Origin of the sequence: Alicyclobacillus hesperidum, from assembly GCF_900107035.1 — a bacterium.
GTDB lineage: Bacteria > Bacillota > Bacilli > Alicyclobacillales > Alicyclobacillaceae > Alicyclobacillus > Alicyclobacillus hesperidum.
The window spans coordinates 144,183-159,251 of record NZ_FNOJ01000005.1; the positions used below are offsets into that span (position 1 = coordinate 144,183).

At 52.8% G+C, this 15,069-nt stretch carries 15 protein-coding genes and 1 tRNA gene; 6 read left to right on the forward strand and 10 right to left on the reverse strand.

Annotation, left to right across the window (positions count from 1 at the left end; all coding sequences use genetic code 11):
- Positions 1-21: 21 nt before the first annotated feature.
- Both cls and BLU70_RS14880 read right to left on the reverse strand, forming a co-directional pair.
- Positions 22-1,473 (reverse strand): cardiolipin synthase, encoded by a 1,452-nt coding sequence (gene cls / locus BLU70_RS05800; RefSeq protein WP_074692599.1) that lies wholly within the window; start codon positions 1,471-1,473, stop codon positions 22-24.
- An 81-nt stretch (positions 1,474-1,554) separates the two neighbouring features.
- Entirely contained in the window at positions 1,555-1,677 is a 123-nt protein-coding gene (locus tag BLU70_RS14880; RefSeq protein ID WP_272942622.1) for a hypothetical protein, read from the reverse strand.
- Positions 1,678-1,745: 68 nt separating this feature from the next.
- Between BLU70_RS14880 and BLU70_RS05805 the strand changes: the two genes are divergently transcribed.
- Positions 1,746-2,072 carry a DMT family transporter gene (locus BLU70_RS05805; protein WP_040289276.1) on the forward strand — a complete coding sequence of 109 codons (327 nt, stop codon included), beginning with the start codon at positions 1,746-1,748 and terminating at the stop codon, positions 2,070-2,072.
- Here the strand turns inward: BLU70_RS05805 and BLU70_RS05810 are convergent.
- From BLU70_RS05810 to BLU70_RS05835, 6 genes are all read right to left on the reverse strand, one after another.
- Complete coding sequence (locus BLU70_RS05810; RefSeq protein WP_237716432.1) at positions 2,063-3,034, reverse strand: cation diffusion facilitator family transporter; 972 nt, start codon at positions 3,032-3,034, stop codon at positions 2,063-2,065. The genes BLU70_RS05805 and BLU70_RS05810 overlap by 10 nt on opposite strands.
- A 617-nt stretch (positions 3,035-3,651) precedes the next feature.
- Positions 3,652-4,554, reverse strand: coding sequence for an SPL family radical SAM protein (locus BLU70_RS05815; protein ID WP_074692602.1), 903 nt, complete (start codon positions 4,552-4,554; stop codon positions 3,652-3,654).
- Between the two features lie 135 nt (positions 4,555-4,689).
- Positions 4,690-7,893: an adenosylcobalamin-dependent ribonucleoside-diphosphate reductase gene (locus BLU70_RS05820; RefSeq protein WP_006446754.1), complete on the reverse strand. Its 3,204-nt coding sequence runs from the start codon at positions 7,891-7,893 to the stop codon at positions 4,690-4,692.
- A 26-nt stretch (positions 7,894-7,919) separates the two neighbouring features.
- Complete coding sequence (gene nrdR, locus BLU70_RS05825) at positions 7,920-8,393, reverse strand: transcriptional regulator NrdR (RefSeq protein WP_040289278.1); 474 nt, start codon at positions 8,391-8,393, stop codon at positions 7,920-7,922.
- Positions 8,394-8,542: 149 nt separating this feature from the next.
- Positions 8,543-9,394: an HAD-IIA family hydrolase gene (locus tag BLU70_RS05830; protein WP_006446756.1), complete on the reverse strand. Its 852-nt coding sequence runs from the start codon at positions 9,392-9,394 to the stop codon at positions 8,543-8,545.
- A 60-nt stretch (positions 9,395-9,454) separates the two neighbouring features.
- A complete protein-coding gene (locus tag BLU70_RS05835; protein WP_074692604.1) occupies positions 9,455-9,919 on the reverse strand; it encodes a hypothetical protein in 465 nt (154 codons plus the stop codon).
- A 326-nt stretch (positions 9,920-10,245) separates the two neighbouring features.
- Between BLU70_RS05835 and BLU70_RS05840 the strand changes: the two genes are divergently transcribed.
- From BLU70_RS05840 to BLU70_RS05850, 3 genes are read left to right on the forward strand one after another with little or no spacing between them, the layout of a single operon-like run.
- The gene (locus BLU70_RS05840) at positions 10,246-11,499 is read left to right on the forward strand and encodes a glycosyltransferase family 39 protein (protein WP_074692607.1); all 1,254 of its coding nucleotides are present in this window, start codon (positions 10,246-10,248) and stop codon (positions 11,497-11,499) included.
- 24 nt (positions 11,500-11,523) lie between these two features.
- The gene (locus BLU70_RS05845) at positions 11,524-12,441 is read left to right on the forward strand and encodes a glycosyltransferase family 2 protein (RefSeq protein ID WP_074692610.1); all 918 of its coding nucleotides are present in this window, start codon (positions 11,524-11,526) and stop codon (positions 12,439-12,441) included.
- A complete protein-coding gene (locus tag BLU70_RS05850; RefSeq protein ID WP_006446760.1) occupies positions 12,425-12,823 on the forward strand; it encodes a DMT family transporter in 399 nt (132 codons plus the stop codon). Before BLU70_RS05845 ends, BLU70_RS05850 begins: the two co-directional genes overlap by 17 nt.
- A 27-nt stretch (positions 12,824-12,850) precedes the next feature.
- On the opposite strand, the gene dapF is transcribed toward BLU70_RS05850, so the two are convergent.
- Positions 12,851-13,687, reverse strand: coding sequence for a diaminopimelate epimerase (gene dapF, locus BLU70_RS05855; RefSeq protein WP_040289283.1), 837 nt, complete (start codon positions 13,685-13,687; stop codon positions 12,851-12,853).
- 109 nt (positions 13,688-13,796) lie between these two features.
- Here dapF and BLU70_RS05860 point away from each other — a divergent pair.
- Positions 13,797-13,883: transfer RNA gene (locus BLU70_RS05860), tRNA-Leu, on the forward strand.
- Between the two features lie 63 nt (positions 13,884-13,946).
- On the opposite strand, the gene BLU70_RS05865 is transcribed toward BLU70_RS05860, so the two are convergent.
- On the reverse strand, positions 13,947-14,366 hold the full coding sequence (locus BLU70_RS05865; protein WP_006446762.1) for a DoxX family protein: 420 nt from the start codon (positions 14,364-14,366) through the stop codon (positions 13,947-13,949).
- A 121-nt stretch (positions 14,367-14,487) separates the two neighbouring features.
- On the opposite strand from BLU70_RS05865, the gene BLU70_RS05870 reads away from it, so the two are divergent.
- Positions 14,488-15,012, forward strand: a complete 525-nt coding sequence (locus tag BLU70_RS05870) for a CBO0543 family protein (RefSeq protein WP_338082081.1) — start codon at positions 14,488-14,490, stop codon at positions 15,010-15,012.
- The last annotated feature ends 57 nt before the right edge of the window (positions 15,013-15,069 follow it).

Consider the following 15,069-nt stretch of genomic DNA (forward strand, 5'->3'; position numbering starts at 1 on the left):
ACATACATGGCGCCCGCCACTTTAGAGAATCGGCGACAGCAGTCGCGCACACGATTCTGCAATACGTTCAAAGCGCGGTCGACCATTGTACATCTTCAATGTCAATCTATCACACTTGGTGAGATCCTGCTCAAAAATGTCGGCCAACTCACCCGCCTTAGCGCGATCGTAGAGAATGGCGTTGACCTCGAAATTGAGTTTAAAACTGCGGATGTCGATGTTCGCGGTCCCCACCGAGGCCACGGCGCGATCGACAACGACCGTCTTCGCATGTAAAAAACCATCGCCATACAAGTAGCATTTCACGCCAACCTGCAGCAACTCCCCCAAATAAAAACGCGACGCCCAAAATACCCAAATGTGATCAGCTTTTTGCGGCAACATGACGCGGACGTCAATACCCGAGAGTGCCGCCGTTTTGAGCGCGGTCAGCAAACTGTCATCCGGGATGAAGTATGGTGTTTGAATGTAGACGCTCTGTTTGGCAGCGTAAATCATCTTGATGTATGCGTTGCGAATTTGCTCCCACGCAGTGTCCGGACCACTCGCCACCACCTGCATGCCGACGCCGCCAAGGCTGGACTGCGCTCGTCTGAAATAGCGGTCCTCAAACTCGATGGGATCTCGCGATGAAGAGTTCCAATCCAGCAAAAAGATGGATTGCAGTTCAACAATGGCACTCCCCGTTATGCGCAGATGCGTATCTCGCCAGAATCCGAAGCGCTCGACGCGCCCCAAGTACTCGTCGCCAACATTAAATCCACCCACGTAGGCAATTTTCCCGTCGATCACGACGACCTTTCGATGATTGCGATTGTTCATCCGCAAATTGATATACGGGATGCGAGATGGAAAGAAGGCAGCCACCTGTCCCCCAGCCGCCTCGAGACGGCGGAAAAATGATTTGGGTGTCCACGCACAGCCGACGGCGTCGTAGAGCAATCGAACTTCCACCCCCGCTTTGGCGCGTTCGGCAAGCGCCGCTACAAGCCGCTCGCCAAGGCCATCTGGGCGAAAAATATAGTATTCAAGATGAATATGATCCTGCGCGCGAGCTATATCCGCGAGCAAGGCTTCAAATTTATCTTTGCCATTGGTGAATACCTGCACCCCGTTGTCCTGCGTATAGACTGCGTATGCGGTCGTCAGGTTCATGGCGATTAAATCTTGGTATTGTTTTGCTGCCGGATCGTTATACTGCATGCCCCCGCCTTGGGCAAGCTGCCGTTGCTGGCGCTCAGCCAGACGGGCGACCCACGTTGCATTGCGCAAACGAAAACGAGCTAAACGAAAACGACTAATATGCTGACCAAACAATACATAGAGAAGAAAACCGCCAATCGGTATAAACAGAAGAACCATCAGCCATGCCCAAGTGACAGCGGCGTTGTGACGTTCGACAAAAATGATGACCGCGGCCGTTCCAACATCGACCACGAAGATGACAACATACAGTAGATGTAAAACCGACATGATGGCGATAACTCCAATCCTGAGTACATCGTCTAACAATGTTTAGCTTGTCCGGTATATAAGTGCGTGACGAACATTTCGTCACGCACGTGCCCGCCAGTACGTGTAGACCACTGGCGCGAATGCGACACAAAAGGCGGCGACAGCCATCCATTTCAGGTAATCTTGTTGTATGCCATGCCACATCGCTCGTCGATCCTCCACATCAGCCTCTTGCCATCAGCATATGCCCGGACAAGAGGCTATGGCACACTCAGAAAGGTGTAGATAACATGCCTTACTTTTTTCTAGCCGTCGCCATTGCGAGTGAGATTTGTGCAACGTCGTTGCTCAAAGTGACAGATGGTTTCACCAAGTTATGGCCGAGTATTGGCGTCGTTCTGGGGTACGCACTGTCGTTTTATTCACTATCCCAGGCATTAAAACACATTCCCCTTGGCCCCGCATACGCGATATGGTCAGGTATTGGTACAGCAGCCACGACCTTGATTGGTTTGTTGGTGTGGAAGCAGTCCATTTCAATTCCCTCGGCGATTGGTTTGGGACTCATCGTGGCAGGCGTCATCATCCTCAATTTGTCTCCCACTTCTCATTCGTGATGGTGGTGATGCCCTTCCCCCGAGTCGCTGGCTGCGCATAAGACGGCTTGGTCATGAGGATGGTTCTGATCTTCCACTTGAATCGTCACATGCCCAATATTTAAGTGCAGCAGCCGATGTTCAATTTCCCGAATCACCGACTGACTCTCCGTGATCGTCGAGGCGCCATCGAGTGCAATGTGACATGAAAGCGCATTGCGCCCGCTTGCGATGGTCCATACGTGCAAATCGTGCACGTTGTACACGCCGCGAACAGACCGAATCGCGTCGGCTACTGTCGTGAGATCGACGTCCAATGGCGTTCCTTCCATTAAAATGACGATGGTTTGGCGTGCAATTCGCCAAGCACCGTATGCAACCAGTAAAGCAATCAACACGCTTAACAGCGGATCGACGACATACCAGCCCGTGAGAACGATCACGATGCCTCCCACGATCACCGCAGCCGAGGCTGCGGCATCGCCGAGCATATGCAAGACCGCACTACGGACGTTCAAATTGTCGCTACCATGCATGGTCAGCCCCATCGAAAGATTGATGACAAGGCCGATCCCCGCACTGATAAACATCCAGATTGGCTGTACGGTCTCTGGAGTCTGAAAACGCCGATACGCCTCAACCAAAATCCATATCGCAATCAGAATCAGCGTAATCGCATTTAAAAAAGCTGCCAATATGCCGGCGCGGTGATACCCATAGGTCATCCTTTGATTGCTTGGGCGCTCGGCCTGTTTTAATGCGTACCAAGACAAGCCGATGGCAGCGATGTCTGTCAGCACATGACCCGCATCGGATAGCAGTGCGAGACTGCCCGACAATAAACCTCCGACGACTTCAACAGCGAGCACTAGTGCGGTTAAGAAAAACGCACTGCGCATTTTGCCAGCCGGTGCGTGTATATGAAAGACTCCGTGATCGTGATGATGGTGATGCTCATGAGCATCGTGCGTGTGGTTCATCATGATGCGCAAACTCCTCGTCGTGTATCCATGCACCGAACCCGCTTCATAAATCCGCCTGACCGATGCATTTTGTCAATCTCACCATATTCTTTCGTGTGACGTGGTGCAATACCCTTGTGAAAAACATCCCATATGTCAAAACGCATGCTTTACACGTACAGGGAAACCATGAGCCTAGCTCAGACCCATGGCGGCGTACGCTTGAAACCAATATCGCCAATCACGGCTCATAAAACAAATAACATGGGCATGCACACATTGAACATCGGGATGCCATTTCGCGAGGGTGTTATCCAATTGTATCAGGATCTCACATCTATAACCCAGGATGGCTACAAAAGTGCACACGTGATCTATTGCGGCGAAGACTTCTTCTGCGTTCGCCAGCCGTGTCGATGCCGCCGTCTGTGGAATTCGTGCAACGTACGAAGTATTCTGGGGGACTGAACCCGTTTGCGAAGAAGCGGACATGATACGGTTGAAGTCGCTCACATCTAGCAAGCCATTTTTTTGAAAGATATTTTTGAGTACGCACATGAGGGTGCAAAATGGATGATCCTAAACGGATGAATGGAAGAGCCTCCGCAAATGGAGGAACGAAACGCTTTCGTTCATGTCTAATCCATATCCTGATGTGATGGTCCTCGCGTCACGTCGCAGCGATGACTTTTCACTTTTCCCTCGCCCGCTAATGGAAAGGCCTCTGACCTTGAGACCCGAATCATCCATTCCGGAAAGTATTTCGTGAAATGCTTGGCCACCATGGTATGTAAATCGGGTCGATACCACTTGGACAACCCATGTTCATCAAAAAGTCTGGGCATCCCAAGTCGGACGGAACGCTTGCCAAAGGAACCATCCCCAATGCTTAGCGTATCGATCCAGATGCGATCCACCTTCCCACTCAATAATTTCGGAAATTCCGCAGAGAATGGCAGAACCGGAGAGATGGCTGCCTGTGTTGCAATTCCAGCCTCATGCAACTGCTGTAAAACCTTGATCCTTGCTTGTATGCCTGGGGCAAAAGGAGCAAAAATTCGCCGGATGTCATCTCGATCTGTCTCGACGGTCACGGACACCAGCAAATCACAGCACTTCTTGAGTTCAACTAAAAGTTCTATGTCCCTTGTGATAAGCGGCCCCCGCGTCTGAATTTGAAGCACATCGGGCGGATAATTCAACATCGCTTCAAGCAATGCTCTTGTGATTCCAGCCTGACGTTCAATCGGCTGGTAAGGGTCGGTCGCGGAGGACATAAAAATATGGACGGGCTTCTGCCTCCTACGGAGCTTAACCATTTCCATACTGTAATTTTCAGCCGCGTTGCTTTTCACGTCGACCCATTCTCCCCATGGGACAGCATGAAATTTCTGAATTGGCATTTCTCTCACATAACAATAGGCGCAAGCAAAAGTGCAACCACGATACGGATTTAATGAGTGCGTGAAACCAACGTCTAAATATCCCCTGGCCTCGGTTAGGATTCGTTTCGCAACAATATGCTTGAACTCAGGCTTCATACCGACTCACCTCTCCTCGCATACGCGGCTGAATTGAACATCATGGACAAACAGGCGTGGGCAACAACGCTCCCCACGCCTGTTTTTACTTGCTGCCAATCTCGAGAACCGCTCAAACATGTAAATCCCGTTCGGTTAACACTTACTATAACCGCATGCCTCACATTCATAACAACCACCGGTGCGAATCAAGGTGTGTTGGTGACATTCAGGGCACCAGTCTTTTGCAATTGAATATGAACGCAGTTCGACCCGCTCTGGTTGCACCTGCTCTGTCGTGACCGTTTCCTGACCACTCGCCCACTCATGATACGCAAGCTGACGCATTGGGAACGTCTCAGCATGCTCAATCAGCGCCTTCGCAATCGCATCCGGAACCGACGTAATCCGACGATCACCAAAGCCAACGGCATTCGAACCGCCAATTCCTGAGAAATGCTTGACCAATTCCGCCTCGCGATGAGGATTGTTCGAATCGCGGAGGTATAGTGTGATGGCTCGACCTAATGCCTCATTCGCCGCATAGACATCGGATCCCGCCTTGCCAATATTGACGAACACCTCTGTTGCCACATGTGTATCGGGATCGTCGTTGATTGTGATAAACGCCTTGCCAAGTGGCGTTTCCTTGCGGTATGTCGCACCGTACAACACATCGGGCCGTTTGCGCTTCACGTAGCCAGCCATCGCTGCAAGTGCTGCCACAGGCTCGGGTGTGGATGACTGCTCCCGCCCCGACTGCACATGGTTCTCCTCGGTAGCATGTTCTTCATCAGCCTTCAGCGACAAAACCTGCTCCGAACGCGAACCATCGCGATAAATGGTGATGCCTTTGCAACCGAGTTCGTACGCGAGATCGTACAATTGCTTCGTATCCTCGACCGTGTACGAGTTAGGCGCATTACATGTCTTGGAAATTGAACTGTCGATCCACTTCTGTAAGGCGCCCTGCACGCGAACGTGCTCTTCCGGTGTCAATTCCATTGCCGTGACGAAGTAGGCAGGCAATTCCTTCTCACCGTGGTGCGTCTGGAAGTACTCATCGACGATGGATGCGTGTTCCTCAAACATGCCAAGGCGAGAATTGCGGAAGTATGTCCAGGCATAATATGGTTCACATCCAGTCGAGCAACCAACCATAGTGCCTGTCGTGCCTGTCGGTGCAATGGTCATGGTCGTCACATTGCGCACTCCATAGCGGCGGATTGCCTCGACGACGTGTGGACGCAGAGCGGCCATCTGTTGCATGAACCCGGACTGCAAATACAGTTCGGCGTCAAACTTCGGAAATGGCCCGTTTTCTTTCGCCAGCTCTACTGACTCGAGATATGCCCATTCCGCCATCAGTCCCAGTACAGCGTCAATGAGTTTCACAGCTTCCTCGGAACCATATCGGACGCCACAGTAAAGCATCAAATCATGTAAACCCATGATACCGAGTCCGACACGGCGCTCCGACATCTGATTGATTCGATTTTCTTCGAAAGGATAATATGTCGCATCGATCACGGCGTCCTGAAAGCGAATGCCGCTACGCGTGGTCTGCTCAAGTTCCTCCCAACGAATGTGATGGAGTAAAAACTCGGCTTCAGATTCCGAAAAGTGCTTTCGTAGACAGGAACGAACGTAGCTTTCCCGGTCTTTATCTTGGAACTCCGTACGTACCCCACTGTCTCGGAACCCATTGGCAAAACGGGCCAAGACCACGGCGCCCAAGTTGCAAATGCCGTTTGCCGGTAAGGGTTGCTCACCACAGGGGTTCGTGGCAACCAGCGGATTGAAATACCAAGAGTTACTCATCCGGTTTGCACGTCCAAGAAAGACGACGCCCGGTTCAGCTGATTTCCAGGCAGATAAACACAGTTCATCCCAGAGCTCGCGCGCCGAAAGCGTCTGCGTCGCTGCAAACGGCTTTCCGTCAGCCAGCCAAGTCTCGAAATCGCCATCGAACGTCTGTGCTGTTTCTCCCGTGACAAAGCCGATTTGCCACGGCTCATCAGCGGCCTTTGCTTGCATGAAGCGCTCGGAAATGCCAACGCTAATGTTCGCACCAGTGATGACACCATCGACCTGTTTGGCGCGGATAAAGCGCAAAATGTCTGCGTGGCGGTCGTTCAAAATCAACATGAGCGCTCCCCGGCGCGATCCGCCCTGCAATGTCAATTGACATCCGACACTCATAATTTCGCCGACGCCGACAGGTCCGAAGCCGTCGCCAAACACTTGATTCCCTTTATCATACAGCTGCCCCCACGAATACGCGCCAGAGGAACGGCCGTTTACGCCTCGAACATAACTGTAACGCGGGCGCAGTGAGGACAAAATCACGCTGACCCGTTTGCCCTCGCGCATACATTCCCACATATCCCCGAGCGTCGATGCAATGGTACTTCGCTGATCTCCGGGATAAAGAACCACACCCACCACTTCTGGAAGCACCTTAACGTCGCTTTGCAAGATTCGATCATATAGTTCGCGCGCCGAAACCGTGCCAGATTCAATGACCGGGCGTCCGGCTGCAATCCAGTTTTCGATTCGACCATCCCACAGTTCGTCGTAATTCTCGACGGAAGTGTCAGGAAACTGGAACGTCCAGTCAGCATCCTCTTCCACAGCCCTTAGAAACGCCTGACTGATGCGTATCACTTTGGTCGAATTCGGATAGTCTGCCTCAAGGAAATCGAACACGTCACCATGCCACACATCGAGTACCAGACAGAGCTCGGACTTGCGTGACGCACTCGACACAGGCACGAGCGTGCCTTGGGGTGGGATGCGCGACAAATTCATCCCGACGCCGCCACTGCGAGCCTGAATCTCGAGCGTCTGCCCAAATGATTCCGCGTAATCGCGAAGCGTGGGTCCAACACTAGGGATGACAAAACAATTGTAGCTCGTCGTCTGCATACCTGTCCCCATAGACGCATTGATGCGACCACCGGGCACATAGCGCCAACGGTTTTGCAATTGATAGAACGCTTCTTCCCAACGCGCCGGATCATTGGTGACTGCAGCAGCTCCACGGGCGACACGGCGCCACATTTCGCGCGGCGTCGTTTCCAGCAATACATCCACCTGATGCAACGGCAATGTCTCCTGAACGCCATCTCGCAACTCCACTGTCACTTGCGACGCTTCGCTATCAATGGCAACGACGCGGGCCAATTCGTGATACGCACGTTTCGTGTCCAAAACGGCCACCACAAGGGATCCCACAACGAGCGAGTCTTTGCGCACATCCTTCTGTAGGTAGCGATCCGCCAAAATTTTCTCGCCGGTCGGACCTAAATAGTCATCTTCAGTAAACTGTAGCATCGGCGTCTCCGTTGCATTCGACATATGTATCCTCCATCCCGCGCACCCCGTCAGCGCGCCTTTCCTGCTTCTCCTAAAAGTGAGAGTACTTCCTTAGCCAATGTTTCCACATCTCGAAATTCGCGATATACGCTAGCGAATCGTACATAGGCAACTCCGTCGAGTTCCCGCAATTCGTCCATCACCCGCTCACCGATGGCCGACGAAGGCACTTCCCGCTCGTACTCCATGCGCAACGCCCGTTCAATATCAGCACATACCGATTCGAGCCGCTCGACCGAAATGGGGCGTTTTTCGCATGCCCGCATCAGGCCGCGATATAGCTTTTCACGCGAAAATTCCTCTCGCTCCTGATCTTTCTTAACCACCATGAGCGGCCTTTGTTCAACGCGCTCATACGTCGTAAATCGGCGACCACAAGCTTCGTTGACACATTCGCGACGGCGCCGGATGGTGCTGCCGTCCTCCCCCGGACGCGATTCGACAACACGCGTGTTCTCAGCGTCACAGTACGGACACTTCACCCGAGTCACCACCTTAGCTCGTCCATCAAACACCCACATATGTGGTGTCACCAAAGAAACATTCGCATTATACACGCTAGATGTGCGTGTGACAAGACGTGGCGAGATCGCCGCTAAACCGCATAAAATCGCGATTTTATCACAATCTCTCAAGCGTTTTGTCGAAAAAGATTTGCTACCGAATCCACAATCAAATCGGGTTGCGGATCGCCATCTTTCGGCTCTCCACTAATGCCAGAGCGGACGAATACGCTGTAGACCCCTATTTGGTTGCCCGCTAAAATATCCGTGTGCAAATTGTCGCCGACGATGAAGGCTCGGTCCACTGGCACGCCGTATCGCGACAAAGCATATCGCACAAACGAAGGGTCCGGTTTGCCTGTCACAACGACCTCGGCGCTCGAGGCGGCAGCGACAAATGCCCCAATTGCGCCATTGCCGGGCATGAATCCGTCCTCGACAGGAAGTCGGACGTCAGGGTTCGTCAAGGCGAACCAACCTACGCGATAGGCGATACGAGATACGACGGCGAGATCGCCATATGTCACACTTGGATCGAGGCCAACTGCCGCCGCTTGTGCCAGCTTCACCCACGGTTCGCGAATGTCCTTCCCGTCGGCTCGACGCGCGTCGAATCCGGCTTTCCGCAGCGCCTCGCGCAGCCCTTCTCCGCCCACATATGCGACGATCGCGCCCGATTGTGGCACCCGCTGCGACACGGCGTCAGCTGCAGCCTGGGCCGACGTGCAAACCTCGTCGACCGACGCCGTAAAGCCCATACGCTGCAACGCAGCAACCACAGCCTCGGGCGTCCGCGAGGAATTGTTGGTAAAAAAGACTGGTCGTATGCCGGAATGTCGCAACCGCTCGACGAACTCCGGCGCCCCCTCAATCACGTCGCTGCCGCGCCACAACGTACCGTCGAGATCGAGAAGCGCGAGCTCAAATGAACCTCCTTTGCACAATGTAGACATATCGAATTGGAGTGGCTGGCCTGCCATGTGTACACGTCCTTCCGTACAAGAGTCAGAAGAAGTGTACCACGCTCACCCACGAACTGCTTACTCCTCCTCCCGCGCGAGGGCCGCTAGTGCCTTATGTAGCCAACGCCTCCGTTCACGATGCCACAACCCTAACGAACGAAGCCATTCCGCCTCTACATAGGGTTTTTGGAGTCCGGTGAGTTCGCGTTCCGCATGTTCATCCGCTTCATCGGCACGGCGCATGGCGATGAGGAGCAACTGGCGCGTGCGTTCCTGTTCCGTTGACGCCTCGTCCGGTATGAAGTGCAAACGAATACAGTGACCGATCGCGACACCCCGCATGCGGCTCGTTTCCTGTTGGATCAGCCCCAACTTTGCCGTGATCTTCGCGCTATGCTCGCAGACCTGAAGCTCATCGATAAGCGCTGACATAATCTGTTCTGCGTACAATGAACGGCGCAGATCGCGTAAAGGGATCCCCCAAGCCGGATGTAACGGTTGAAATACCTGCCTCATCCGTATAGGCAAGGCTTGCTCTGACATAGGCATTCTCCCCTTCGACAGCCATCTCTGGCCCATCCTATGACCCCCATGCCTACGCCGTCACCGTTCTGAAAGAACTTCGTGGAATATCAAATTGACCGGAATCACGCAAACTTTTAACATGAAAGCTGGCTACCCTTTGGCCCATCATGGGTCATCTCGCCGTGCAGCGGCCATTTTCACTGTCGAAATGGGCTAAACACGGCTGCATACATACGCGTTTTTGACAGAACAACGTCTGTAACCGCTCGTTGCGCCCAATCAGTTCCCTTACACCAGAGACGAGACCGCTCGCAACGAGCAAATCTTGAGGAGGAATCTCGCACTTGACCCCCACACATTCTGCATCAAAGACGTGGCTCTGGAGCCTTATCTTACTTGCGCTCGCAGTGTTGTTTCATATGTATTTCATCGTAAGTGCGTGGAAACAACCAGTGATACTTTTTGGGGACGCATATTATTACGATCACTCAGCCACCGTGCTCAACGCCTTGCATCTATACTCCTATTGGAGTTGGGGCCCTGCGGCGCAAGTGACGCCGGGATATCCGCTCTTCCTGTCCCTAATTTACCGATTTGCTTCCTTGTTCTCGCAAAGTCACCAAGTGGCGATGCATACGGCACAGACGGTACAACACCTGCTCTCTGTGGTCACCGTCATGCTCGTGTATAGGCTGATGCGCTTTTGCCTTCCGCGCTGGGCCAGCTTCATCGGAGCCCTGCTTTGGCTCGTGTATCCGCCTGTCATCTACGCGAACAATCAGCTGCTAACCGAGAACCTGTACATTCCTTGTCTCTTGGCGTTTACCTTTGCGTTCCTCACAGCCATTCGCGATAAAACGCTTTGGCATTTTGGCGTGGCAGGTTTTTGGCTGGCCGTGACCACATTGGTTCGACCAAGCGTCATGCCGCTTGCCGTGGCGCCGTTGCTGTTGCTTTTTGATCGCGCAGTACGCACGCAATGGCGGCACTGGCTAAGCGAATTCGCCTCGTATGTCGGCGTTTTCGTATTGTTCATGCTGCCTTGGTGGATCCGCAACGCCGTGGTCATGCACCAATTGATCCTGACGGACCTCGACTCGGCGAATCCACTGTTGTATGGTTCGGACCCAAATTTTGAAAAGGACGTTTCTTTAAGTAGTGGATTGTCTTTAGAACAGCAAAAGGCATTGGCTATTCATCGGATTGAAGCTGGTTTTCATACTCACCCACTGATGTATTTAAAATGGTATACTCTCGACAAGATTGGTCTGTTATTCGACACACCCTGGTATAATTCTACATTGGCAAAACACGCGGGACTCCTTACGCGTGCCACCTTTGCCTACGCTCACCTGCATATCTTGTGGGTCGTCGTCGGGGCGATTGGCCTTCTGATGAGTGCATGGTTCCCGTATTTGCGGTGGATTGCGGCACTTGCGCTCTTTCTCATCGTCGTGCAACTGCCGTTTATCCCCATCAATCGCTATGCGTATCCAACCATGCCGTTCTTCTTTCTCGGCGTGGGCGTCGTGCTGTATGGACTACAACAACTTTGGCTCCGCAGAGCCGGTGCTACACCAACTTCGCAAGGGGACTAACGACAAACGGAGGAACAAAACTCAATGCGGATTGCGGTACTCATCCCGTGTTACAACGAGGAACTGACCATCGGCAAGGTCATTGCCGACTTTCGAAGGGAATTGCCTGATGCCGATATTTACGTGTACGATAACAATTCCCGGGACCGTACAGCCGATATCGCGCGCGCGGCAGGTGCCATTGTGCGAAGAGAATTTCGCCAAGGAAAAGGCAATGTCGTACGCTCCATGTTTCGCGATATCGACGCCGATATTTACGTGATGATCGACGGCGACGATACGTATCCCGCCGAATTTGTGCATGATTTAATCCAGCCTGTGGCTGCTGGCGAGGCGGACATGAGTATTGGTGATCGCCACTCGGATGGATCGTATTCGAGTGAAAACAAACGACCGTTTCACAACTTCGGAAACCAGTTTGTGAAGGCTTTGATCAATCGCCTGTTCCGATCCCAACTGCGCGATATCATGACTGGGTATCGCGTCTTTAATCGGCGTTTTGCCAAGACGATGCCGATTCAAAGCGAAGGCTTTGAAATTGAGACAGAGATGACATTGCATGCATTGGACAAGCGTTTCCGGATTATCGAGATCCCGATCCGCTATCGAGATCGGCCACCGGGCAGCGAATCGAAACTGAATACCGTAAGCGACGGCATCCGCGTGCTCAAGACGGTGTTCTGGATTTTCAAAGATTATAAACCGCTCGCCTTCTTCGGCACGGTTGCCTTACTTTTCTTCATCGCCGGCCTCGCCGTAGGCATTCCAGTCATTACCGAATTTTTCGCGAGCGGTCGGATTGCGAAGATGCCATCGGCCATATTAGCTGTCGGTCTGATGGTACTTGCGACCAACTCGCTCACGTGTGGGTTTATTCTGGATACGATTGTCCGCAACCACCGGGACAATTACGAGCTGTTGCAAAATGAGTTCAAAGATTGAAGACCGGCAGCAGCCGACGGCGAAAGGGCGCGTTTCCATGCTGTACGTCGTATTGATTCTGGCCAACGTATGTCTTTTGGTAGGAGGACAAACGCTCTGGAAGTATGGCCTTCAGCACCGCGATTTAACGGACATTCGGTCTATTGTCGTCGCGATGTTCTCGCCATGGGTCATTGCAGGCATTGTTCTTTACGTGGTCGCTACTGTCATCTGGATTTTTCTGCTCAACAAGCTATCGCTTAGCCTGCTCTACCCGTTGCAAAGTTTGGCATATGTACTTGCCATTCTCGTATCCATGTTCGTGTTTCACGAACACATTCCTGCCCTGCGCTGGGTTGGGGTTGGCGTCATCCTCGCCGGCGTGGCGCTTATCGCCGTATGACGGTCGGTAAGCGCCACTTTTATTGACTCAAACGAAGTAATCTCCTTCGCAGACCGTGACAGCCTCACCGGTCATCAAGATATGCCCATCATCCCGCAATTCGATGTCGAGATCGCCCCCAAGCAGGTGCACGGTCACTTTGCTTCCGACCAATCCCTTGCGGGCCAAGGCGGCCACGCTCGCACAAGCACCCGTTCCACACGCGTAGGTCACGCCGGACCCGCGCTCATAGACGCGAAAATCGATCTCAGTTGACGACTTGACCGCCACAAATTCCGCATTCATTCGTTCAGGAAAGTCCGGATGGGATTCAATGCGGGACCCTATGCGCAAAACCTCCTCGTCATCGACGCGGTCGACCAACGCAACAAAATGGGGATTGCCCACGCTGACGAGCGTACCCCAGACCGGGACGCCATCGATATCCACCGCCACGTCGTCTCCGCGATGCACCCCCGTGTAAGGCACAACAGACGAACCAAAGCTCGCCTGCCCCATATCAATGGTCACCAGGGGCACTCGCCCATGACGATCCATATGTACCCGCGCTTCCACGACGCCCGCTTTCGTCTCGATGGAGAACACTCCTGTATCGACAAGCCCGTGCTCATACGCATATTTCGCAACGCAACGCAGGCCATTGCCGCACGATTCCGCTTCCGACCCATCCGAGTTCCAAATTCGCATCCCCACGTCCGCCACGTCCGAAGGCTGAATCACAATCAATCCATCAGAGCCAATGCCGCGACGCACGTCGCTCACACGCCTTGCCAACTCGGCAAGGTCCAAAGAAGGCAGCTGTGTCTCTGCGGTTGAAACGTAGATATAGTTGTTGCCAAGCGCATGCATCTTGGTGAACCTCATTGGGCAACCCCCTTGGCTTCAGACATAAAATTTTTTCGTCCGATCGAAAATATTCGTTGCAATCCACCTAAATTCCTTGTATACTTTAATCGTTGTCTCGATGAGACGCGCGGTCGTGGCGGAATCGGCAGACGCGCTAGATTCAGGTTCTAGTGGGGGCAACCCCGTGGAGGTTCAAGTCCTCTCGACCGCACCATAGAAAAGGGATTTCGGAATTCTTCCGAAGTCCCTTTTGCGTTTACTGTAACGTATTGTCCGATCACGGCAACGTAAACAACACATAGTTCCCCGGACCGACACAAGCCAAGGCGAACGCGGTTGCCATCAACATGACGTTGTATTCGAATCCTCCGCGATCGACCCAATACCCATTGCGCCAGTGAACCGTAATGATGGCATCCAGCATGACCACGATGATAAAGACGGCCGCCACAGGCAACAAAATGCCTACACACAGCATAGCGCCCGCAAGAAATTCCAACGTTCCGGCTACGACGGCCCAAATTCGGCCACCCGGACGAAATCCCAAACTCTCAAGCCACTGTCCGGTTCCGGAGATCCCGGCTCCACCGAACCAGCCAAACAACTTTTGCGTGCCGTGTCCAATGAACGTCAAACCCATCACCAAGCGAACGACCAATAAGCCGATATCCGCAAGACCTGCGTGCGCCATGCCCATCCCATCCTTTGCACCTATAGTAGCAGTGTTTCCGGAAGCGATGGCAAATACGCAGTCGGATGCCCGCAGCAATGTCATGTGTCTACCGCATGGTTGATCGGCACACTGGATACGCTTGAAGATGGGAGTTGAGGCGATCCGTGTGGTGATATTGTCCTTTTCTGCAATATTTCTCGTGATTGTTTTCGCTACAAAAACACATCCATGTCTTACTCAATATTGCAAAAGCGTGCTTTGGGTGACCGTGATCGCACTGTTGTACAATCTTCTGTGCCGAGGCTACCCACTTTGGTATCATCCGCGCTGGTGGCTGATGACGGACAAGTTTTCGCAATTGGTGCAAATATTTGTTCTCCTCCCCTGTACCACCCTACTGTTTCTGCGGAACATGCCGCGCCGGCCGATGGCGAAAATCATCTACGGTTTGTGCTTTCTCGCGGTCTACGGGATTTATGAGGCCTTGCTGTGTGCGACCCATGAAATTATCTATTGTCACGGTTGGTCATTTGGTTGGTCGCTATTACTGGATGCCTGCATGTTTTTCGTCATGTGGCTTCACAACGAAAACTGGCGGATTTCCGTCGGCTTGTCTGGACTCATCATGTCGCTTTTCCTCGCCTGGTTTCATGTGCCATGGGACACGTAATTGCAAAAGGCCAGGGATACTACCCACTGGCCTTTTGCAATTTCAATCTAGTTATGA